General features: G+C 39.9%; 16 protein-coding genes, 1 other RNA gene and 1 pseudogene. 14 read left to right on the top strand and 4 right to left on the bottom strand.

Annotated elements, in window-relative coordinates:
• Positions 1-139: 139 nt before the first annotated feature.
• Entirely contained in the window at positions 140-2,245 is a 2,106-nt protein-coding gene (locus tag QM408_RS03080) for an ATP-dependent Clp protease ATP-binding subunit (protein ID WP_084925893.1), read from the top strand.
• 63 nt (positions 2,246-2,308) lie between these two features.
• Here the strand turns inward: QM408_RS03080 and QM408_RS03075 are convergent, their stop codons facing one another.
• Positions 2,309-2,791: an S-ribosylhomocysteine lyase gene (locus tag QM408_RS03075; RefSeq protein ID WP_000032547.1), complete on the bottom strand. Its 483-nt coding sequence runs from the start codon at positions 2,789-2,791 to the stop codon at positions 2,309-2,311.
• 94 nt (positions 2,792-2,885) lie between these two features.
• The gene (locus QM408_RS03070; protein WP_084925895.1) at positions 2,886-4,370 is read right to left on the bottom strand and encodes a DUF1846 domain-containing protein; all 1,485 of its coding nucleotides are present in this window, start codon (positions 4,368-4,370) and stop codon (positions 2,886-2,888) included.
• A gap of 152 nt (positions 4,371-4,522) precedes the next feature.
• Here QM408_RS03070 and QM408_RS03065 point away from each other — a divergent pair, with 152 nt between their 5' ends.
• The 7 genes and pseudogenes from QM408_RS03065 to QM408_RS03035 all read left to right on the top strand — a co-directional run bounded on the left by QM408_RS03065 (position 4,523) and on the right by QM408_RS03035 (position 15,577).
• On the top strand, positions 4,523-6,133 hold the full coding sequence (locus QM408_RS03065; RefSeq protein WP_084925897.1) for a glycoside hydrolase family 13 protein: 1,611 nt from the start codon (positions 4,523-4,525) through the stop codon (positions 6,131-6,133).
• Between the two features lie 166 nt (positions 6,134-6,299).
• Positions 6,300-8,267 (top strand): peptide ABC transporter substrate-binding protein, encoded by a 1,968-nt coding sequence (locus QM408_RS03060; protein WP_049544886.1) that lies wholly within the window; start codon positions 6,300-6,302, stop codon positions 8,265-8,267.
• A 226-nt stretch (positions 8,268-8,493) separates the two neighbouring features.
• On the top strand, positions 8,494-10,452 hold the full coding sequence (locus QM408_RS03055) for a peptide ABC transporter substrate-binding protein (protein WP_049544887.1): 1,959 nt from the start codon (positions 8,494-8,496) through the stop codon (positions 10,450-10,452).
• A gap of 189 nt (positions 10,453-10,641) precedes the next feature.
• Entirely contained in the window at positions 10,642-12,087 is a 1,446-nt protein-coding gene (gene cpsA, locus QM408_RS03050) for an LCP family glycopolymer transferase CpsA (protein WP_084923649.1), read from the top strand.
• 6 nt (positions 12,088-12,093) lie between these two features.
• Positions 12,094-12,198 (top strand): annotated as a pseudogene (locus QM408_RS03045) (CpsB/CapC family capsule biosynthesis tyrosine phosphatase); the annotation flags it as partial.
• 96 nt (positions 12,199-12,294) lie between these two features.
• Positions 12,295-13,398: a UDP-galactopyranose mutase gene (glf, locus tag QM408_RS03040; RefSeq protein ID WP_084923651.1), complete on the top strand. Its 1,104-nt coding sequence runs from the start codon at positions 12,295-12,297 to the stop codon at positions 13,396-13,398.
• Between the two features lie 199 nt (positions 13,399-13,597).
• Positions 13,598-15,577, top strand: coding sequence for a peptide ABC transporter substrate-binding protein (locus QM408_RS03035; protein WP_101781614.1), 1,980 nt, complete (start codon positions 13,598-13,600; stop codon positions 15,575-15,577).
• A gap of 141 nt (positions 15,578-15,718) precedes the next feature.
• Here QM408_RS03035 and pbp1a read toward each other — a convergent pair whose 3' ends face one another.
• Entirely contained in the window at positions 15,719-17,881 is a 2,163-nt protein-coding gene (pbp1a, locus tag QM408_RS03030) for a penicillin-binding protein PBP1A (RefSeq protein ID WP_125393548.1), read from the bottom strand.
• Positions 17,878-18,474: a Holliday junction resolvase RecU gene (gene recU / locus QM408_RS03025; RefSeq protein WP_125393547.1), complete on the bottom strand. Its 597-nt coding sequence runs from the start codon at positions 18,472-18,474 to the stop codon at positions 17,878-17,880. Before recU ends, pbp1a begins: the two co-directional genes overlap by 4 nt.
• Positions 18,475-18,540: 66 nt before the next feature.
• Between recU and QM408_RS03020 the strand changes: the two genes are divergently transcribed.
• From QM408_RS03020 to gndA, 6 genes are all read left to right on the top strand, one after another.
• Complete coding sequence (locus QM408_RS03020) at positions 18,541-19,068, top strand: SLOG family protein (protein WP_125393566.1); 528 nt, start codon at positions 18,541-18,543, stop codon at positions 19,066-19,068.
• Between the two features lie 72 nt (positions 19,069-19,140).
• Positions 19,141-19,470 (top strand): cell division regulator GpsB, encoded by a 330-nt coding sequence (gene gpsB, locus QM408_RS03015; RefSeq protein WP_414368204.1) that lies wholly within the window; start codon positions 19,141-19,143, stop codon positions 19,468-19,470.
• Positions 19,471-19,490: 20 nt separating this feature from the next.
• Positions 19,491-19,872, top strand: an RNA gene (gene rnpB, locus QM408_RS03010) — RNase P RNA component class B.
• Positions 19,873-19,956: 84 nt separating this feature from the next.
• Positions 19,957-21,114, top strand: a complete 1,158-nt coding sequence (locus tag QM408_RS03005) for a THUMP domain-containing class I SAM-dependent RNA methyltransferase (protein WP_084923658.1) — start codon at positions 19,957-19,959, stop codon at positions 21,112-21,114.
• Between the two features lie 12 nt (positions 21,115-21,126).
• Positions 21,127-22,530, top strand: coding sequence for a cell division site-positioning protein MapZ (gene mapZ, locus QM408_RS03000; protein WP_414373559.1), 1,404 nt, complete (start codon positions 21,127-21,129; stop codon positions 22,528-22,530).
• A 75-nt stretch (positions 22,531-22,605) separates the two neighbouring features.
• The gene (gndA, locus tag QM408_RS02995) at positions 22,606-24,030 is read left to right on the top strand and encodes an NADP-dependent phosphogluconate dehydrogenase (RefSeq protein ID WP_084925912.1); all 1,425 of its coding nucleotides are present in this window, start codon (positions 22,606-22,608) and stop codon (positions 24,028-24,030) included.
• The last annotated feature ends 4 nt before the right edge of the window (positions 24,031-24,034 follow it).

Genomic DNA, 24,034 nt, shown 5'->3' with positions numbered 1-24,034 from the left:
AAGATAGTCTACTCCTGCTTGAAAAAGAAAAACCAGAAATAGTACGTAGAGTAGCGATTTAGCTAGTCTAAATTTTTTAAAACAAAGGTCAAAGATAGTCAATATCAGTAATAATAAATAATAAAAAGAGGTAAAGAATATGAATAACAACTTTAATAATTTTAACAACATGGATGATTTATTTAACCAATTGATGGGTGGTATGCGAGGATATAGTTCTGAAAATCGTCGTTACTTGATTAATGGACGTGAAGTGACACCTGAGGAATTTGCTCACTATCGTGCGACTGGTCAATTACCAGGAAATGCAGAAGTTGATGGAAAAATGCCACAACAGGCATCAGGTATGAAACAAGACGGTGTCCTTGCAAAACTAGGTCGAAACTTGACTGCAGAAGCGCGTGAGGGCAAGTTGGATCCTGTCATCGGACGAAACAAGGAAATTCAAGAAACATCTGAAATCCTTTCACGCCGTACCAAGAATAATCCTGTTTTAGTAGGAGACGCAGGTGTTGGTAAGACAGCAGTTGTCGAAGGCTTAGCACAAGCTATTGTGAATGGTGATGTTCCAGCTGCTATTAAGAATAAGGAAATTATTTCCATTGATATCTCAGGACTTGAGGCTGGGACTCAATACCGCGGTAGTTTTGAAGAAAACATTCAAAACTTGGTAAACGAAGTCAAAGAAGCTGGAAATATTATCCTTTTCTTCGACGAAATTCACCAAATTCTCGGCGCTGGTAGCACTGGTGGAGACAGTGGTTCTAAGGGGCTTGCGGATATTCTCAAGCCAGCCCTCTCTCGTGGTGAATTGACAGTGATTGGGGCAACGACTCAAGACGAATACCGTAACACCATCTTGAAGAATGCAGCTCTTGCTCGTCGTTTCAACGAAGTCAAGGTCAATGCTCCTTCAGCAGAGGATACATATAAAATTCTTCAAGGAATTCGTGACCTCTATCAACAACACCACAATGTTATTTTGCCAGATGAAGTCTTAAAAGCTGCCGTTGATTATTCTGTACAATATATTCCTCAACGTAGCTTGCCAGATAAGGCTATTGACCTTGTGGACGTAACGGCGGCTCACTTGGCAGCCCAACATCCTGTAACAGATGTGCATGCTGTTGAACGTGAAATCGAGGTAGAAAAAGACAAGCAAGAAAAAGCAGTTGAGGCAGAAGATTTTGAAGCAGCTCTAAACTATAAAACACGCATCGCAGAATTGGAAAAGAAAATCGAAAATCACACAGAAGATATGAAAGTGACTGCAAGTGTCAACGATGTGGCTGAATCTGTAGAGCGAATGACCGGTATTCCAGTATCTCAAATGGGGGCTACGGACATCGAACGTTTGAAAGATATGGCTCATCGCTTGCAAGACAAGGTGATTGGTCAAGATAAGGCCGTAGAAGCTGTAGCTCGTGCTATCCGTCGTAACCGTGTTGGTTTTGATGAAGGTAATCGCCCAATCGGTAGCTTCCTCTTTGTAGGTCCAACTGGAGTTGGTAAGACTGAACTTGCTAAACAATTGGCGCTAGATATGTTTGGAACCAAGGATGCGATCATCCGTTTGGATATGTCTGAATACAGTGACCGCACAGCCGTTTCTAAGCTAATTGGTACAACAGCAGGCTATGTGGGTTATGACGACAATAGCAATACCTTAACAGAACGTGTTCGTCGCAATCCATACTCTATCATTCTCTTGGATGAAATTGAAAAGGCTGATCCTCAAGTCATTACTCTTCTCCTCCAAGTTCTAGATGATGGTCGTTTGACAGATGGTCAAGGAAACACAGTAAACTTCAAGAATACGGTGATTATCGCAACTTCAAACGCAGGCTTTGGTTACGAAGCTAACTTGACAGAAGATGCGGACAAACCAGAATTGATGGACCGTTTGAAACCATTCTTCCGTCCAGAGTTCCTCAACCGCTTTAACGCAGTCATTGAGTTCTCACACTTGACGAAGGAAGACCTTTCTAAAATTGTGGACTTGATGCTGGCTGAAGTCAACCAAACCTTGGCTAAGAAAGACATTGATTTAGCAGTTAGTCAAGCGGCTAAAGACTATATCACAGAAGAAGGCTACGATGAAGTCATGGGTGTTCGTCCACTCCGTCGTGTGGTTGAACAACAAATCCGTGACAAAGTCACAGACTTCCACTTGGATCACCTAGATGCCAAACACCTAGAAGCAGATATGGAAGACGGTGGTTTGGTTATTCGTGAGAAAGCTTAACTAGAGATTTTGAGAATAAAAAAGAAGGAACCAGCTGAAAAAAACTGGTTCCTTTTTTTGTGTTTAGATGACATGGCGTTCAAAGGCATCATCTGAAATCCCTTGTTCTAGGATGAGTTTTGCCCATTCTTTAGCAGAAAAGAGGCTGTGATCCTTGTAGTTGCCGCAAGATTCGATGGTTGTTCCAGGGACATCTTCCCAAGTAGTAGTCTCAGCGATTTCCTTGAGCGAATCCTTGATAACAGCCGCGATTTCAGCACTGGTGTGACGGCCCCACATAATCATGTGGAAGCCTGTGCGGCAACCAAATGGTGAACAGTCAATCATGCCGTCAATGCGGGTACGGATGAGTTTAGCCAAGAGGTGTTCGATGGTGTGAAGTCCAGCGGTAGGGATCGAGTCTTCATTTGGTTGTACCAAGCGAATATCATAATTGGAGATGATGTCTCCCTTTGGCCCTGTTTCTTCCCCAATCAAGCGGACATAAGGTGCTTTAACAATAGTGTGGTCAAGTTCAAAACTTTCAACAATAACTTCTTTTGACATGGTAAATCCTTTCAGTTTTCTTCTTTCATTATAACATAAAGCCGGCTCTTGAGGCAGAGAGAAAACCTCTCCGAGGTTGGAGAGGTTGAAATCTTTATTTACGATACAAGCGGTCGTATTGGTAGTAAGGGTCAAAGGTTACGTTGATACCCAGTTTACGAAGGACATTCTTGTCTTCATCGGTTAAGATGATGGTTGAGTGGGCTTCGCTTCCTTTGAGGTTGCCAAGTTCTTCCATAGCACGAGCAGCATCAGGATTTTCTGTAGCTGTGATAGCAAGTGCAATCAAAATTTCATTTGAATGTAGGCGTGGATTACGGCTACCGAGATGATCGATTTTAAGACCTTGGATTGGCTTAACAACTTCAGGCTCGATTAGTTTTACTTCCTTGGCAATGTTAGCTGATTTCTTGATGGCGTTGATAAGAGCAGCGGCTGTAGGACCAAAGAGTTCTGAGTTCTTACCAGTGACAATTTCCCCATTTGGCAATTCAAGGGCTAGAGCTGGTCCGCCAGTTTCTTCTGCTTTTTGGCGTGCAGCAACAGCAACCTTACGGTCTGCAGGTGTGATACCGAGGTCGTTCATAAGCAACTCGATTTTCTTGACAGCAGCTTCGCCAACTTTTTCGGCTTTAAAATCAAGAACAGTTTGATAGTAACGGCGGATGATTTCTTGTTTAGAAGCTTCGATAGCAGCCTCATCATCTGTAATAGCGAAACCAACCATGTTGACACCCATGTCTGTTGGTGAAGCGTATGGAGATTCACCAAGGATACGTTCCAACATACGTTTGAGCACTGGGAAGATTTCGATATCACGGTTGTAGTTGACAGTGGTTTCTCCATAGGTTTGAAGATGGAAAGGATCAATCATGTTGACATCATCAAGGTCAGCTGTAGCAGCTTCATAAGCCAAGTTGACTGGATGATGAAGGGGAAGATTCCAAACTGGGAAGGTTTCAAATTTAGCGTAGCCAGACTTGATGCCATTGATTTGGTCGTGGTACATATTGGACATACACGTTGCCAATTTTCCAGAACCAGGTCCAGGAGCGGTTACGACAATCAAGTTACGACTGGTTTTGATGTAGTCATTTTTCCCCATTCCTTCGGGTGAAATGATGTGATCCATATCCGTCGGATATCCTTTGATTGGATAATGAAGATAAGAATCAATTCCGTTTTTATCAAGTTGGTTGCGGAAGGCATCTGAAGCTGGTTGACCAGCGTACTGTGTGATGACAACGGAGCCAACAAAAATTCCCAATTCATTGAATTTGTCAATCAAACGAAGAACTTCTTGGTCATAAGAAATGCCCAAGTCACCACGTGCCTTGGAATGTTCGATGTTGCTAGCATTAATAGCAATCACAACCTCAACCTGCTCTTTCAATTCTTGCAAGAGCTTGATTTTGTTGTCAGGCTCATAACCAGGAAGGACACGAGCAGCGTGGAAATCTTCTAACATTTTACCGCCAAACTCTAAGTAGAGCTTGCCGTCAAATTGATTAATGCGCTCCAAGATATGGTCGCGTTGAAGATTCAAATATTGTTCAGAACTAAAAGCTTGTTTTTTCATTTTTTTACCTCTGACCTCTATTATAATAAAAAATTGGCAGTTAGGAAACTATGGAGTTAAAAAAGGAATCAAAAAGATTAGGCAAACGCTTGCATAAAATTTTAAAAAGCGCTATCATAGACTACAGATTATTAAAATAATGAGGTAAGAAGATGCAAGAAAAATGGTGGCACAATGCCGTAGTCTATCAAGTTTATCCTAAGAGCTTTATGGATAGCAACGGAGATGGAATTGGCGATTTGCCAGGAATTACCAGTAAGTTAGACTATCTAGCCAAGTTAGGAATTACAGCGATTTGGCTTTCTCCTGTTTATGACAGCCCGATGGATGATAATGGCTACGATATTGCTGATTATCAAGCGATTGCGGCTATTTTTGGGACCATGGAGGATATGGACCAACTGATCGCGGAAGCTAAGAAGCGTGATATCCGTATTATCATGGACTTGGTGGTCAATCATACCTCGGATGAACATGCCTGGTTTGTAGAGGCCTGTGAAAATCCTGACAGCCCTGAGCGAGACTACTATATCTGGCGGAATGAGCCTAACGACCTAGATTCTATCTTTAGCGGATCTGCTTGGGAATACGATGAAAAGTCAGGTCAATACTATCTTCACTTTTTCAGTAAGAAACAGCCGGATCTCAACTGGGAAAATGAAAAACTTCGCCAGAAAATTTATGAGATGATGAACTTCTGGATTGATAAAGGCATTGGTGGTTTCCGCATGGATGTCATTGACATGATTGGGAAAATTCCTGACGAGAAGGTAGTCAATAATGGTCCTATGCTTCACCCCTATCTCAAGGAAATGAATCAGGCGACCTTTGGAGATAAGGATCTCTTGACAGTAGGGGAGACTTGGGGAGCAACGCCCGAGATTGCCAAGTTCTACTCAGATCCAAAGGGGCAAGAATTGTCTATGGTCTTCCATTTTGAACATATCGGTCTTCAGTATCAGGAAGGTCAGCCTAAATGGCACTATCAAAAAGAACTGAATATTGCTAAGTTAAAAGAGATTTTCAACAAATGGCAGACAGAGTTAGGAGTTGAGGACGGTTGGAATTCGCTCTTCTGGAACAATCATGACCTTCCTCGTATCGTATCAATCTGGGGAAATGACCAAGAATACCGCGAAAAATCTGCCAAAGCCTTTGTAATCTTACTTCACCTCATGAAAGGAACACCTTATATCTACCAAGGTGAGGAAATTGGGATGACAAATTATCCGTTTGAAACGCTGGATCAAGTAGAAGATATTGAATCCCTCAACTATGCGCGTGAAGCTCTTGAAAAAGGTGTTCCGATGGAAGAAATCATGGACAGTATCCGTGTCATTGGTCGTGACAATGCCCGTACCCCTATGCAATGGGACGAGAGCAAAAATGCTGGTTTCTCAACAGGTCAACCTTGGTTGGCAGTGAATCCAAACTATCAAGCAATCAACGTTCAAGTGGCGCTGGCAAATCCAGATTCTATTTTCTATACCTATCAGAAACTGGTCCAAATACGTAAGGAGAATAGCTGGCTGATTCGAGCTAACTTTGAACTCTTGGAAACAACTGACAAGGTCTTTGCCTATATCCGTAAAGATGGGGACCGTCGTTTTCTAGTTGTGGCTAACTTGTCCAATGAAGAGCAAGACTTGACCGTAGAAGGAAACGTCAAATCGGTCTTGATTGAAAACACCGTGGCTCAGGAAGTCTTTGAAAAACAAATCTTAGCTCCATGGGATGCTTTCTGTGTGGAAATGACTGACTAAAAAGTGAGAACCTCAAGCTTATAGAGTTTGAGGTTTTGCTAAAAGTTTTTTAGAGAATTCTTTTAAATAGATTTTTTAGAATTTTCTAAAAAATCTGTCAAAAGCTCTTGCTTTTATAATAAAATAGGGTATAATAGTGAAAATACTATTTTGAAGGAGATTATTTATGCAATCGAAAAAGTGGCTCTTAGGAGCGGGAGTGACCTTGAGTGCGGCCCTTCTTTTGGCAGCTTGTGGTAAAAGTGATAAGAAAGCAGATGCCCCGAGGAGCTTTTCTTATGTTTATGCAGTGGATCCGTCTTCCTTGGATTATAGCGTTACGAGTAAAAGTTCTACTTCTGACGTGATTGGTAATGTTGTTGATGGTCTTTTAGAGAATGATAAATATGGGAATCTTGTTCCGTCTTTAGCAGAGGATTGGACTGTTTCAACCGATGGTTTGACTTACACTTACAAACTTCGTAAGGGGGTGAAGTGGTATACTTCTGAAGGAGAGGAGTATGCAGAAGTTAAGGCGCAGGATTTTGTTACAGGTCTGAAGCATGCAGCAGATGCTAAGTCAGATGGTCTTTCTTTGATTGAAAAATCAATCAAAGGTTTGGAGGCTTATGTTAGTGGTGAGACCAATGATTTTTCAACTGTAGGTGTTAAAGCTCTTGATGATTATACGGTAGAATATACCCTTAATAAACCAGAAAGTTTTTGGAACTCTAAAGTAACAACAGCAACCATGCTCCCTGTAAATGAAGAATTTTTGAATGCAACAGGCAAGGATTACGGAGCGCCAACCCCATCAAGTATTCTTTACAATGGTCCATATTTTTTGAAATCTTTGATTTCTAAATCTGTGATTGAATATGAAAAAAATCCTAACTATTGGGATAAGGAAAATGTCAAGATTGATAATGTAAAATTAACATTCTATGACGGATCAGATCAAGAATCCCTTATCCGTAGTTTCGCTACAGGAGCATATAATACAGCGAGACTTTTCCCAAATAGTTCAAGTTTTGCTTCTACCAAAGAGAAATATGGAGATCAGATTATTTATAGCCCTCAGGAAGCAACTAGTTATTACTTTACTTTTAACGTAAATCGTCAATCATATAATAAAACAGCCAAGACAGATGAAGGACAAAAGCTTTCTACAAAAGAAGCCATGCTGAATAAAAATTTCCGTCAAGCAATTAATTTTGCCTTCAATCGCCACGCCTATACAGCTCAATTAAACGGTGAAGAGGGTGCGGATAAGATTATTCGTAATAGTCTAGTGCCAGATAATTACGTTCAAGTAGCTGGGAAGACCTTCGGACAGTTGGCTCAGGATGAACTACTGAAATATGGAGAACAGTGGAAAGATGTGACTCTCACAGATGGTAAGGATACAATTTACAATCCAACAAAGGCCAAGTCTGCATTTGAAAAAGCGAAGTCAGAATTGCAAGCTAAGGGAGTGAGTTTCCCGATTCATCTAGATGTGCCAGTAGAACAGACAGATGTAGTTGCGGTGCAACAAACCAATTCGCTAAAACAATCAATTGAAGAAACGCTTGGAACGGAGAATGTGATTATAGATGTTCTTCAAATGACAGATAATGAGAAGGAAAGTATTACTTCTCAAGCTAAAGTTCCAACCCAAAAAGATTATGATTTGAACGGAACAGGTTGGGGACCAGATTACCAAGATCCAGCAACCTATCTCAATATTTTAGATGCTAAGAAGGGTTCTGCCTTGAAACATCTAGGTATAACAAAGGGCAAGGATCCTGAAGTTGTGGCAAAAGTTGGCTTGGATGAATACAAGAAGCTCTTGGATGATGCGGCTTCTGAGACAAGTAATCTTGATAAACGATACGAAAAGTATGCTAAAGCACAGGCTTGGGTTACTGATAGTTCACTTCTTATTCCAGTTGCTTCTTCAGGGGGCTCTCCTATGGTTAGTCGTACTGTTCCATTTACCAAAGCTTATTCACAGGTCGGTATTAAGGGGGATCCATTTATTTTTAAAGGAATGGAACTTCAAAATGATATTGTGACAACTAAAGAGTATGATGCGGCCTTCAAAAAGTGGCAAAAGGAAAAACTGGAATCGAATGCTCAGTATCAAAAGGATTTAGAAAAGCACATAAAATAACGTGAATGAGATTCTTGCTTTCGTTAGGTTATCAGTTAATTCATTGATATTTAAATGATAAATCGCATAAAAACAAGGGAGGACTGTATGAAAGACAGAAATCCTTTGTTTTTTTATGACTAAAGTTTATAAACTTTCATTCTAGAAATTCAATTAACTTTACAAATTCCCACTATTTTGGTAAAATAAACCTATGTTATAAAAACTAACATAAAGGAGAAAGAAGATGACTACAAAAAAGCGTATCCTTAGTGCAGGTCTGACTGTTGCAGCTGCCTTGCTGTTAACTGCTTGCGGACAATCAGGTTCAGATACAAAAACTTACTCATCAACCTTTAGTGGAAACCCAACTACATTTAACTACTTATTAGACTACTACGCTGATAATACAGCTATTATTACTAACCTAGTTGATGGTTTGCTTGAAAATGACAACCACGGAAACCTAGTTCCATCTTTGGCAGAGGACTGGTCTGTTTCAAGCGACGGTCTGACTTATACCTATAAACTGAGAAAAGATGCCAAATGGTTTACGGCTGACGGTGAAGAGTATGCCCCAGTCAAGGCACAAGATTTTGTGACAGGTATCAAATACGCAGTGGATAATAAATCCCAGGCCATTGACTTGATTCAAAACTCAATCAAGGGCTTGAATGATTATATTACAGGAGCGGATTCTGACTTTTCTAAGGTTGGAGTGAAAGCCATTGATGACCATACTGTTGAGTATACTTTGGCGCGCCCAGAACCTTACTGGAACTCAAAAACAACCAACAGTATTCTTTTCCCAGTGAATGAAGAGTTTCTAAACTCAAAAGGGAAAGATTTTGGTACCCTATCTCCAGATAGCATTCTCTACAGCGGACCTTATTTGTTAAAAGATTTCACATCAAAATCATCGATCGAGTATGTGAAAAATCCGCATTATTATGATCATGACAAAGTATCGATTGAACACGTAAAATTGGCCTATTTTGATGGTTCAGACCAAGAATTGACCATCCGTAACTTTGAAAGTGGAGCTTATTCAATCGCAGGTGTTTATCCAAATAGTTCTAACTTTGCTAAGACCAAGGAGAAATATAAGGATAATATCGTCTATAGCTTGCAGGACAAGACTTCTTGGTATTTCAATTTTAACGTCAACCGTAAGGCCTACAATCACACTGCTAAAACAACAGATGAGCAGAAGAAGTCAACTGAGACAGCTGTTTTGAACAAGAACTTCCGCCAAGCGGTGAACTTTGCCTTGGACCGCACAGCCTATTCTGCTCAGTCAAATGGGGAAGAAGCGGCTAGCAAGACCCTTCGTAACACCCTAGTACCTCCTACATTTGTCCAAGTTGGAGACAAGACTTTTGGAGAAGTAGTCGCTTCTAAATTGGTCAACTATGGCACAGAATGGTCAGGTATTAACTTGGCAGATGCTCAGGATGCCTATTTTAACAAAGAAAAAGCCCAAGCAAAATTTGCGGAAGCTAAAAAAGAATTGGCAAGTCAAGGTGTGACTTTCCCTATTCACTTGGATGTAGCTGTTGATCAAACAAGTAAAAATGCTGTGACAGGCATGAACTCAGTTAAGCAGACCCTTGAGTCAGTTTTAGGTGCTGATAACATTGTCATTGATGTTCAGCAACTTTCAACAGATGATTTTAATAACGTAGCCTTCTTAGCACCAACACCAGCTGATCGAGACTATGATTTGAGCTTTGATGGTTGGGTAGGTGACTATCAGGATCCATCAACTTATCTCAATCCTTTCAATGCAGAGGATGGATTCTACCTCAAAATTTTTGGTCTAGATGCTCAAGAAGATAAAGCTAAGATTGCTAGCTTGGGGCTTGATACTTACACCAAGATGCTCAAAGATGCAGATAGTGAAAATAAAGATGTAGCAAAACGCTATGAAAAATATGCTGAAGCACAGGCTTGGATGATTGACAATTCTCTGATTATGTCAGCCATGTCAAGTGGTGGAACAGCATCTGTAACCAAAGTAACGCCATTTACAAGAGGGTACTCAATGGTCGGTATCAAGGGTGATGGCAATAACTACAAGTATATGAAACTGCAAAAAGATACTGTGACAATCAAACAGTTTGAAGAAGCTAAGACTAAATGGGAGCAAGAAAGTAAAAAAGCAATCGAAAAAGCTCAAAAAGAAGCAGAAAATCATGTCAAATAGATGAGCGAGGTTCCGTAAGGGACCTTGTTTTGATGTTTATATAGTAAATTTATTGATGTAATTGGTTGCAAGTCAAAAAGAATGTTTCGGAAAGAAGATTAAAATGCCTTACCTAAGCGGATTTACCCCGCAAGTGTATTTTTTTATGATATAATAAAATGAAATAAAAATTGATAATAGAGGTATATCGTGAGTAGATCTTCGAAGCGAGCTCGTAAGGGTAAAACAAAAATATTGATTAGTTGGGGGTTGCTAGCTATCTATGCATTACTAGCAGTCTTTTTATTGTTTTTGATTTTCAAGTACAATATGCTAGCCTTCCGATATCTCAATATAGTGGTTGCTGTCTTAATTGTAGCCTTAGCCATCTTGTGCTTCTTTTTAATTCGGTCCAAGAAAGCTAAAAATCTAACGCTGATTTTATTACTGCTTGGTGTGTTAATCAATGGAACTTCTCTCTTTGCTGTAGGGCAGTTCATTGGATTTACCAGTCGCCTGAATGCGACATCGAACTACTCACATTATTCGATGAGTATTGCGGTATTAGCAGATAGTTCAATTGATAATATCAGTCAGGTAACCAGTGTAACGGGGCCGACTGGGACGGATAAGGATAATATCCAACAGTTGATGAATGATCTTAAGGCTAGTCAAAATAAGGAATTGACAGTCGAAGAAAGCAGATCCTATCTTGCGGCCTATAAGAGCTTGTTAGCTGGCGATACAAAGGCAATCATTCTAAACAGTGTCTTTGAAAACATTATCGAATCAGAATATCCTGACTATGCTTCAAAAATTAAGAAAATCTATACCAAAGAATTAACCAAGACGGTTGAAACTCCAAAAGATGTCAAGGGTGACAGTTTCAATGTTTATATCAGTGGAATTGATACTTACGGTCCAATCAGTTCGGTTTCTCGTTCGGATGTCAATATCATTATGACAGTGAATCGCGAAACGAAAAAGATTCTTTTGACAACGACTCCTCGTGATTCCTATGTTCCAATTGCAGATGGTGGTAACAACCAAAAAGATAAGTTGACCCATGCGGGGATTTATGGAGTAGATGCTTCCATTCATACACTGGAAAATCTCTACGGTATTGACTTGAACTATTACGCTCGTTTGAATTTCACTTCTTTCTTGAAATTGATAGATCTTCTCGGTGGAGTTGATGTTCATAATGATCAAGAATTTACTGCTCATACAAATGGGAAGTTCTATCCTGTAGGGAATGTTCATCTTGACTCGGAGCAAGCTCTTAGCTTTGTACGTGAGCGTTATTCATTGGCAGATGGAGACCGAGATCGTGGTCGTAACCAGCAAAAAGTCATTGTTGCAATTCTGCAAAAGTTAACTTCGACAGAAGCTTTGAAAAATTATGACAGTATTATAAAGGGTCTACAAGATTCCGTGCAAACTAATATGCCACTTGAAACCATGATGAACCTGGCCAATGCCCAACTTGAGAGTGGTGGAACTTATAAGATTAATTCGCAAGATCTTAAAGGAACAGGGCGTATGGATTTGCCATCCTATGCCATGCCTGATAGCAACCTTTACATGATGGAGATAAGTGATAGCAGTTTAGAGTCAGTCAAGGCTGCAATCAATGATGTGATGGAAGGAAAATAAGACAAAATGATTGATATTCATTCGCATATCGTGTTTAGTGTGGATGATGGTTTAAAATCTAAGCAAGAAAGCAAGGTCCTTTTGACAGAAGCCTATGGACAAGAAGTACGGATTTAAGATGTAAAATATACAATTGTATCATCTATTAAAGTTATCCATCTTGTACAATTGCTACAACAGTTTGTTAAAAAATAAAAGGAGGGGGTTATGTACGATTATCTTGTTGTTGGTGCTGGTCTTTTTGGTGCAGTTTTTGCCCATGAAGCAGCCTTAAAAGGAAAAAAAGTAAAAGTTATTGAAAAACGGAATCATATCGCGGGTAATATCTATACTCGTGAAGAGGAAGGAATTCAAGTTCATCAATATGGTGCCCATATATTCCATACTTCTGACAAGGAGATTTGGGACTATGTAAATCAGTTTGCTGAGTTTAACCGTTACACAAACTCCCCTGTTGCAAACTATAAGGATGAGATTTATAATCTTCCTTTTAATATGAATACCTTCAATAAGCTTTGGGGAGTTGTAACGCCAGCAGAAGCACAGGCTAAGATTGATGAGCAACGTGCTGTTTTAAATGGCAAAACTCCTGAAAATTTGGAAGAACAGGCTATTTCTCTTGTAGGTACAGACATCTACGAAAAATTAATCAAAGATTATACAGAGAAACAGTGGGGCAAGCCAACTACGGAACTTCCAGCCTTTATCATTCGCCGTTTGCCAGTACGCCTGACCTATGATAACAACTATTTTAATGATACCTATCAAGGGATTCCAATTGGTGGATACACTCAAATAGTTGAAAAAATGTTGAATCATGAAAACATTGATGTAGAAACAAATGTTGATTTCTTTGCCAATAAAGAACAATATATGAAGGACTTCCCTAAGATTGTCTTTACTGGTATGATTGATGAATTCTTTGATTATAAATTAGGTGAACTAGAGTACCGTAGTCTTCGTTTTGAAAATGAGACCTTGGATATGGAGAATTACCAAGGAAATGCAGTTGTGAACTATACAGATGCAGATACCCCGTATACTCGCATTATTGAACACAAACATTTTGAGTTTGGGAATCAAGCAAAGACTATCATTACTAAAGAACATTCTAAAACATGGGAAAAAGGTGATGAGCCTTATTATCCAGTAAATAATGATCGTAATAATCATTTGTATAAATCATATAAAAAATTGGCTGATGAGCAAGGGAATGTTATCTTTGGTGGCCGTTTAGGACACTATCGTTATTACGATATGCACCAGGTAATTGGAGCAGCCTTGCAGTGTGTAAGAAATGAGTTAGATTAAACAACTAAAACTGTTTACAGTAGCTATTTAGCAATATGATTGATCATTCCTTGACTACCTAGTGTAGTCGAGGTTTTTTGATAGTATTCATATTTTTACAACCTTATTGTTTAAAAAATAATTTTCAAAAATTCTGAAAATTGTATTGACAGGACTTGAAAAAGAGTCTATAATGAATAAAAAAACGAAGGAGAAGACTATGAAAACAAGAAAAGTATTGGCTCTTGCGGGAGTGACTTTATTAGCAGCGGGTGTTTTAGCTGCTTGTTCTGGGGGCTCAGGCGCTAAAGGTGAGCAGACCTTTGCATTTACATACGAGAAAGATCCTGATAATCTTAATTATTTAACAACTGGCAAAGCTTCAACATCTGATATTACTAGTAATGTGATTGACGGATTGCTTGAAAATGATAAGTATGGAAACCTTATTCCTTCATTGGCAGAAGACTGGTCGGTTTCTAAGGATGGCTTGACTTATACTTATAAGATTCGTCAGGATGCCAAGTGGTATACATCTGAGGGAGAAGAGTATGCTCCTGTTAAGGCTCAGGACTTTGTGACAGGTCTTAAATATGCAACAGATAAGAAATCAGAAGCCCTTTACTTGGTACAAGATTCAATTAAAGGTTTGGACGCATACGCTAAAGGGGAAAATAAAGATTTCTCTCAAGTTGGGATTAAAGCCCTTGACGATCAAACGATTCAATACACGTTGAACAAACCGGAAAGTTTTTGGAATTCTAAAATAACCATGGGTGTGCTTGCGCCAGTCAATGAAGAGTTTTTGAACTCAAAAGGGGATGATTTTGCCAAAGCTACGGATCCAAATAGTCTCTTGTATAACGGTCCTTATTTGTTGAAATCTCTTGTGACCAAATCCTCTGTTGAATTTGTGAAAAATCCGAACTACTGGGATAAGGACAATGTACATATTGATAAGGTCAAATTGTCATTCTGGGATGGTCAAGATACCAGCAAACCAGCAGAAAACTTTAAAGATGGAAGCTTTACGGCAGCTCGTCTCTTTCCAACAAATGCAAGTTTTACAGAGCTTGAGAAAGAGATGAAGGACAATATTGTCTATACCCAACAAGACTCTACGACTTATATAGTTGGTACAAATATTGATCGCCAATCTTATAAATACACATCTAAGACCAGCGAAGAACAAAAGACATCTACTAAAAAAGCTCTCTTAAACAAGGATTTCCGTCAGGCTATTGCTTTTGGATTTGACCGTACAGCCTATGCCTCTCAGTTGAATGGAGAAACTGGAGCAAGCAAAATATTACGTAATCTCTTTGTTCCACCAACGTTTGTCCAAGCAGATGGGAAAAACTTTGGCGATATGGTCAAAGAGAAATTGGTCACTTATGGGGATGAATGGAAGGATGTCAATCTTGCAGATTCTCAGGATGGCCTTTACAATCCAGAGAAAGCCAAGGCTGAATTTGCTAAAGCCAAATCAGCCCTACAAGCTGAGGGAGTCCAATTCCCAATTCACCTAGATATGCCTGTTGACCAAACAGCAACTACAAAAGTTCAGCGCGTCCAATCTATGAAACAATCCTTGGAAGCAACTTTAGGAACTGATAATGTCATTATTGATATCCAACAACTACAAAAAGATGAAGTAAACAATATTACATATTTTGCTGAAAATGCTGCTGGCGAAGACTGGGATTTATCAGATAATGTCGGTTGGAGTCCTGACTTTGCCGATCCATCAACCTACCTTGATATTATCAAACCATCTGTAGGAGAAAGTACTAAAACATATTTAGGGTTTGACTCAGGTAAAGATAATGTAGCTGCTAAAAAAGTAGGTCTATATGACTACGAAAAATTGGTTACAGAAGCTGGTGATGAGGCTACAGATGTTTCTAAACGATATGATAAATACGCTGCAGCCCAAGCTTGGTTGACAGATAGCGCTTTGATTATTCCAACTACATCTCGTACAGGACGTCCAATCTTGTCTAAGATGGTACCATTTACAATACCATTTGCATTGTCAGGAAATAAAGGTACAAGTGAGCCACTCTTGTACAAATACCTTGAACTTCAAGACAAGGCAGTCACAGCAGATGAATATCAAAAAGCTCAAGATAAATGGATGAAAGAAAAAGAAGAATCCAATAAAAAAGCGCAAGAAGAGCTCGCAAAACATGTGAAATAAGATAAAAAGAAGTTAGTTATTCGCTAACTTCTTTTGGTTTATCGAAAATGAATTGGTGCCGATCATCGCTTTTAGATATGATAGATCCTATTTTGTTGAAGAAAAAATCCTGAGCCTTTATTCTCAGAATTTTCTTTTATCTTACTGTTGTGGTTGCTGTTGAACTTGTGGATTTTGTGGTGTTGGTTGTACTGGTTGTGTCGGCTGAACAGCCTGACCAGCTTGTCCTTGATTAGGATCAGTTGCTGGAGCATTATTGGGTTGTTGACCAACCGTAGTACTTGCCTGTGTAGTTGAACTTTCAGCTGTTGAGGATTGTTGAGTAGAGGATTCAGTCCATATTGGGCGAGCTCCATTTTTGAATACAAATTCCCCGTTTCTGAAAAGTCCGTCTGGCATCGTCCAGTCTTCTGGATGAGTATCTTCTGATAGATACGTTATCATTGAGCGATAAACTTTAGCTGCAACTAGGAAACCATCTCCAACGATAGGAGTTAAACGATTCGAATAACCTGTCCATACAGCCATAGAATACTTACGAGTATAACCAACAAACATTTCATCTGGAGCTACATAGCCAGTGTTCTTGATGTGTTTCTCAATTTCATCATCTGTGTAGTTAGAAGTACCTGTCTTACCAGCTTGCGCTAACCATGGGAGATAGGCTCCACGACCAGTTCCGTATGCCAAGACGGTTTTCATCATTTCGGTCATCATGTAAGCAGTTGTTTCTTTCATAGCTCGTGTACCAGCATCTGAAAATTCTTTTTCACTACCGTCACTGAAGACGACCTTATTGATATACATGGGTTTGTGGTAAATTCCACCGTTGGCAAAGGCAGCATAAGCAGCAGCCATTTTTTCACTGCTTGCACCGTATTGTTTGTTAGATTCAGTTGTATTACTTGAAATGGCGTTTGCATAGTGGATGCTTGGATAATTGATACCTAAGCCATTTAGGAAAGTTTTAGCTCTATCTAGACCGACCTTATTCAAAGTTTCAACGGCTGTGACATTACGTGACTGTTGAAGTGCATACTGGATTGTAATGTTTCCAAAGTAGCCTTTATCCCAGTTGTAGACGGGAGTATCAGTACCTGGATAGTTATAAGGAACATCATGTACTATAGTTGCAGTAGAGTCATAGACTCCATATTCTAAAGCGGGAGCATAGTCAGTGATTGGTTTCATAGTAGAACCCCAGTCACGGTTGGTTTCAACGGCTTGGTTGATTCCGAAAGATACATTACTTGATTGGTGACGGGCACCTAACTGAGCAATGACTTTACCATTTGTTACATCAACGATAGTAGAAGCTACTTGAAGTTCATCATCTGGATAAGCGACATACTCATCTGTGTTATAAACATCCCAAAGTCGCTGCTGAACATCTTTGTCGACATTAGTATAGACTTCCATACCTGTAGTAAGAAGGTTGTAACCAGTTTCTTGTTCAACTTGGTCGATTACTTCTTTGAGGTAGTTGTCCATATAAGCTGGATAACTATTGGCTGACTTCAAACTTTGGAGACCGTCAGTGACGGGAGTATTAATAGCTTTTTCATAATCTTCTGCACTAATGTATTTTTGCCCTTTCATTTCTGAAAGTACCAAGTTACGACGCTCTAGAGCAGCTTCTGGATGGGAATAAGGATCATATTGGTTTGGAGCTTGAGGCATTCCAGCCAAGAGTGCTAACTGTGGCAAGCTTAAGTCCTTCAAGTCTTTTCCATAGTAATTTTGGGCTGCGGTTTGCATTCCATAGTTACCGTTGGACATGTAGACTTTATTGATGTAATAGGTCAGGATTTCTTGCTTGGTTGCTTTTTGCTCTAGTTGAACGGCTAGCCAAGCTTCTTGAGCTTTACGTGACAAGGTTTGATCAGCAGTTGAAGTAGAAAAATAAGTCAATTTAATTAATTGTTGTGTCAAGGTTGAGGCACCTTGTAGACCTCCTCCTTGTAGATTTCTTAATGCTGCCCCCATGATACGAATAGTATCAACACCTCTATGGTCAAAGAAACGGTGGTCTTCGATAGACACAATTGCCTTGACTAAGTCAGTAGGAATTTCATTTGCCTGAGCATTTACGCGACGTTCAGATCCAAGGTCAGCAATCAGTTCGTTTTTGTTGTCATAAATCTTGCTAGAGGTTGTCGCAACTAATTTACTTTCAGATAAGGCTGGAGCCTTGCTAACAAAGTAGAGGAAGGCACCTCCACCTAATAGAAATAATGCGATAAATAAGGTAAGAAATGTAATTCCAATATACTTTAAGAATCGCAGAATAGTTTGTTTATTCATCTTGTTTTACCACCTAGTAAATGTTCTTTGATAATATCGAGATAGGGAATTTGAGGGAAAGCTCCTTGATTTACTAAATATCCGTATTCTTTGATATATCCAAGTGGCATTGATTTTTGGCCCTTATCTTGATGATAAAAGCGAATCAAATCAAGTGCCGGCAACAAATAAGTTTCTTGTTGAGAAGAAAAATGAAGTAGTACGAAGCAAATCCCCTGCTGTTTTAGAACTTGTTCCATATGTTGAATCTGGTGAAGATGGAAGTTTTTCATTGGAATAGCATTCTTTTGTCGTGTTTCCTTGGCTTCAAAGTCAATGTAATGTCCTCTATACACGCCAGAGTAATCTGTTGTGGAAGCTTGTCTAAAATAGGCTTCTACAATTTTGGCTCGACTACGTTGAGGATAGTCTACTCGAACAATCTGAACAGGCGTTGGCTTTTTATGGATAACTGCCATGCCATGCGTAAGATAGTAGTCGTTTGTGGCGTTGATCATCTTTTCAAAAGTCATTCCTCGATTTGCGAAATTTTTTGGTTGAGAAATGGATGTTTGGCTTTTTTTTGATGAAATTTTATGAGGATAGTTGACCATATTTCTCCTTATTGGTACAATAACATCACTCTATTATACCATAAAAATAGAAAGAAAGGTGTAAAAATGACTACAGCTTTAATTATGGGATATTCTAATTTTGACTTGGGTTTGTTTTCTGACAAGGATCCTCGTCTTAAATTGATTAAAAAAGCGATACGTAGGGATTTAGAAGCTATGGCAGAAGATGGGGTGACTTGGCTTGTATTTACAGGGACTTTGGGCTTTGAATATTGGGTTTTAGAGGTTGCTCAGGAAATGAAGACCGAATACGGTTTCCAGTTGGCCACCATTTTTGCTTTTGAAACCCATGGGGAAAATTGGAATGAAGGCAATCAGATGAAACTGAGCCAATTTAAGCAGGTCGATTTTGTCAAATATGCCTATCCTAAATATGAACATATGGGGCAACTACGAGACTACCAACGATTTTTGCTGGAAAATACTGATTTAGCTTATTTTTTCTATGACCCAGAAAATGAGACCAAATTAAAATTTATAGACAATTTGATGAAAAATCAGGAAGGTTATCGCATAAAAAGGTTAACGTTTGAAGACTTAAATGAGTTAGTAGAAAATTTTTCTGAAAAGTAAGCCTTTGACCTTGATTTTTGTTTGCCTTTTTTTATATAATAATACTATTAGAAACCGAGAATGGAGAGAGAGATGGCAGGTATTATTTTTTCAGCGAAAGATATTTTCGAGCAAGAGTTTGGACGTGAAGTCCGTGGGTATAGTAAGGTTGAAGTTGATGAATTTTTGGACGATGTCATCAAGGACTATGAAACTTATGCTGCCTTAGTCAAGTCTCTCCGTCAAGAAATTGCAGAGTTGAAGGAAGAATTGTCTCGTAAACCGAAGGCTTCACCAGTTCAAGCAGAATCTCTTGAAGCGGCAACTACAAGCTCTATGACGAATTTTGATATTTTGAAACGTTTGAATCGTCTTGAGAAAGAAGTATTTGGGAAACAAATTTTGGATAACTCTGATTTATAAGAGCTTATTTGAAAAGTGCAATTTTTGGATAATCGCGTGAGGAGAATTTCTTTTCATGAGGAAAGTCCATGCTAGCACAGGCTGTGATGCCTGTAGTGTTTGTGCTAGGCGAAACCATAAGCCTAGGGACGAGAAATCGTTACGGCAGTTGAAATGGCTAAGTTCTTGGATAGGCCAGAGTAGGCTTGAAAGTGCCACAGTGACGGAGTCTTTCTGGAAACGGAGAGAGTGGAACGCGGTAAACCCCTCAAGCTAGCAACCCAAATTTTGGTCGGGGCATGGAGTACACGGAAACGAACGTAGTGCTCTGACTGCTACCAGCTGTAGGCTGTTAGTGGTAGACAGATGATTATCGAAGGAAGTGGTCCTAGTCGCTTCTGGAACAAAACATGGCTTATAGAAAATTGCATATAGGTTGGGGCTGAGAAAACTTTCTCAACCTCATTTTTTAAAGTGGACATATAGAAAGGTCTTATAAGACTGAAAATGAAAAAAGAATTTAATTTAATCGCTACTGCTGCGGCGGGTCTTGAGGCTGTTGTGGGACGTGAAGTGCGAGAGCTTGGCTACGATTGTCAGGTTGAAAATGGACGTGTTCGTTTTCAAGGAGATGTGAGAGCCATTATCGAAACCAACCTCTGGCTTCGGGCAGCAGACCGTATCAAAATTATCGTAGGAACGTTCCCAGCTAAGACTTTTGAGGAGCTCTTTCAAGGAGTTTTCGCCTTAGATTGGGAAAATTATTTACCGCTTGGAGCTCGGTTCCCAATTTCAAAAGCTAAATGTGTGAAATCTAAATTACACAATGAACCCAGTGTTCAGGCTATTTCAAAGAAGGCCGTTGTCAAGAAATTGCAGAAACACTACGCCCGTCCAGAAGGAGTTCCTCTGATGGAAACTGGTCCAGAGTTTAAAATTGAGGTCTCTATTCTTAAAGACATAGCAACTGTCATGATTGATACGACAGGGACTAGCCTCTTTAAACGTGGTTATCGTACGGAAAAAGGTGGCGCTCCCATAAAGGAAAATATGGCAGCAGCTATTTTGCAACTCTCTAACTGGTATCCAGACAAGCCCTTGATTGATCCAACCTGTGGTTCAGGAACTTTCTGTATCGAGGCAGTTATGATTGCCAGAAAGATGGCTCCAGGTCTGCGTCGCTCCTTTGCCTTTGAGGAATGGAACTGGATTAGCGATCGCTTGATTCAAGAAGTTCGCACAGAAGCAGCTAAGAAAGTGGATCGTGAGCTTGAGCTAGATATCATGGGCTGTGATATCGATGCACGTATGGTGGAAATTGCTAAGGCCAATGCTCAGGCAGCAGGTGTTGTAGGAGATATTACCTTTAAGCAGATGCGCGTGCAGGATTTGCGTTCTGATAAAATAAATGGAGTGATTATCTCTAACCCACCTTATGGTGAACGCTTGTCAGATGATGCAGGGGTTACCAAGCTTTATGCTGAGATGGGTCAAGTATTTGCTCCTCTGAAAACGTGGAGCAAGTTTATCTTAACCAGTGATGAAGCCTTTGAGACCAAGTACGGTAGTCAGGCGGATAAGAAACGTAAGTTGTACAACGGAACTTTAAAAGTTGATTTGTATCAATATTTTGGTCAGCGTGTTAAACGTCAGGAAGTAAAGTAGGAAGGAAAACTCATGAGTAAGAAAAGACGGAATCGTCATAAAAAAGAAAACCAAGAACCGCGATTTGATTTTGATGAAGCAAAAGAGTTAACAGTTGGTCAAGCTATTCGTAAAAATGAAGAAGTGGAAGCAGGAGTCTTGCCTGAAGATTCTATCTTGGACAAGTATGTGAAACAACATAAAGATGAAATTGAGGCAGATAAGTTTGAAACACGTCAGTTTAGCAAGGATGATTTAGTTGAAAAAGAAGAGGTAGAGGAGACTCAGACTCTGGATAATTTGCTTCAAGAGCTTCGTGAGGAAACAGGAGTAACTTCTCCAGCTCCAGAAGATGAATTGCGTCAGTTTGATGATTTAGAATTAACACGAGTTTCAGAAGCTCCTCTTGTCGAAGAATTTGAGAAGGAAGAGGTACCATTAGTTGGAACGGAAGAGGCTCTCACGCGTTCTCGAGTCACAGATAGTGAAGATGGAAAAAGTAAGAAGAAATGGGTGCTTTACGGTATTCTAGCAGCCTTAGTGGTTCTTATCCTTGGAACTGGTTATTATGTTTATCGTCAAGTGGCTCGTTCGACCAAGGAAATCCAAACTTCTCAATCAACTACAAATACGCAGTCAGATGCGGAAGAATTCAATAATTTATATGATGCCTTCTATACAGATAGCAACAAAACGGCTTTGAAGAATAGCCAGTTTGATAAGTTGAGTCAACTCAAGACCTTGCTTGATAAGCTAGAAGGTAGTCGTGAACATACGCTTGCAAAATCTAAGTATGATAGTCTAGCAACTCAAATCAAGGCCATTCAAGATGTCAATGCTCAATTTGAGAAGCCAGCTATTGTGGATGGTGTCTTGGATACCAATGCTAAAGCTAAATCGGATGCCAAATTTACAGATATTAAAACTGGAAATACGGAGCTAGATAAATTGCTAGATAAGGCTATCAGTCTAGGAAAGAGCCAGCAAACAAGTACTTCAAGTTCAACTGAATCTAGCAGCTCAAGCTCTAGTAAAGCAAGTGAAAATACAGCTAGTGAGACAAGCCCAAGTAGCTCAAACTCTGCATCAACGGAGACTAGAAGTTCTCGTAGTGAAGTCAATATGGGCGTATCAAGTGCAGGAGTTGCTGTTCAAAGAAGTGCCAGTCGTGTTTCTTACAATCAGTCTGCTATTGATGACAGTAATAACTCTGCTTGGGATTTCGCTGATGGCGTTTTGGAACAAATTCTAGCGACTTCACGTTCACGTGGCTATATCACTGGCAACCAATACATCCTCGAACGTGTCAATATCGTTAATGGCAATGGTTATTACAACCTCTACAAGCCAGATGGAACCTATCTCTTTACCCTTAACTGTAAGACAGGATACTTTGTTGGAAATGGTTCTGGACATGCGGATGACTTGGACTACTAAGCAGTCGTTACAAAATTCTTTCTTTTCAAAAGTAAAAATGATAAAATAAAACAAATTAAACAAGAGGAGTGTCAAATGACAAAAGCTAACTTTGGTGTCGTTGGTATGGCCGTAATGGGTCGTAACCTTGCCCTTAATATTGAATCTCGTGGTTACACAGTTGCTATCTACAACCGTAGTAAAGAAAAAACTGAAGATGTGATTGCTTGCCATCCTGAAAAGAACTTTGTACCAAGCTATGATGTTGAAAGTTTTGTAAACTCAATCGAAAAACCTCGTCGTATCATGCTCATGGTTCAAGCTGGACCTGGTACAGATGCTACTATCCAAGCCCTTCTTCCACACCTTGACAAGGGTGATATCTTGATTGACGGAGGAAACACTTTCTACAAAGATACCATCCGTCGTAATGAAGAATTGGCAAACTCAGGTATCAACTTTATCGGTACTGGGGTTTCTGGTGGTGAGAAAGGTGCCCTTGAAGGTCCTTCTATCATGCCTGGTGGACAAAAAGAAGCCTACGAATTGGTTGCGGATGTTCTTGAAGAAATCTCAGCTAAAGCACCAGAAGATGGCAAACCATGTGTGACTTACATCGGTCCTGATGGAGCTGGTCACTATGTGAAAATGGTTCACAACGGTATCGAGTATGGTGACATGCAATTGATCGCAGAAAGCTATGACTTGATGCAACACTTGCTTGGCCTTTCTGCAGAAGATATGGCTGAAATCTTTACTGAGTGGAACAAGGGTGAATTGGACAGCTACTTGATCGAAATCACAGCTGATATCTTGAGCCGTAAAGACGATGAAGGCCAAGACGGACCAATCGTAGACTACATCCTTGATGCTGCAGGTAACAAGGGAACTGGTAAATGGACTAGCCAATCATCACTTGACCTTGGTGTGCCATTGTCACTCATTACTGAGTCAGTATTTGCACGTTACATCTCTACTTACAAAGAAGAACGTGTGCATGCTAGCAATGTTCTTCCGAAACCAGCTGCCTTCAAATTTGAAGGAGACAAGGCTGAGTTGATTGAAAAGATCCGTCAAGCCCTTTACTTCTCAAAAATCATTTCATACGCACAAGGTTTTGCGCAATTGCGTGTAGCTTCTAAAGAAAATAACTGGAACTTGCCATTTGCAGACATCGCATCTATCTGGCGTGATGGCTGTATCATCCGTTCTCGTTTCTTGCAAAAGATTACAGATGCTTACAACCGTGATGCAGACCTTGCGAACCTTCTTTTGGATGAATACTTCTTGGATGTTACTGCTAAGTACCAACAAGCAGTGCGTGATATCGTAGCTCTTGCTGTTCAAGCTGGTGTACCAGTGCCAACCTTCTCAGCAGCTATTACTTACTATGATAGCTACCGTTCAGCTGACCTTCCAGCTAACTTGATTCAAGCGCAACGTGACTACTTTGGTGCCCACACTTACCAACGTAAAGACAAAGAAGGAACCTTCCACTACTCTTGGTATGACGAAAAATAAGTAG

This window comes from Streptococcus mitis, from assembly GCF_047464965.1.
Lineage (GTDB): Bacteria > Bacillota > Bacilli > Lactobacillales > Streptococcaceae > Streptococcus > Streptococcus mitis_DU.
The sequence above is the reverse complement of the archived record's forward strand: the minus strand, read 5'-3'. Positions and strand labels throughout refer to the sequence as shown.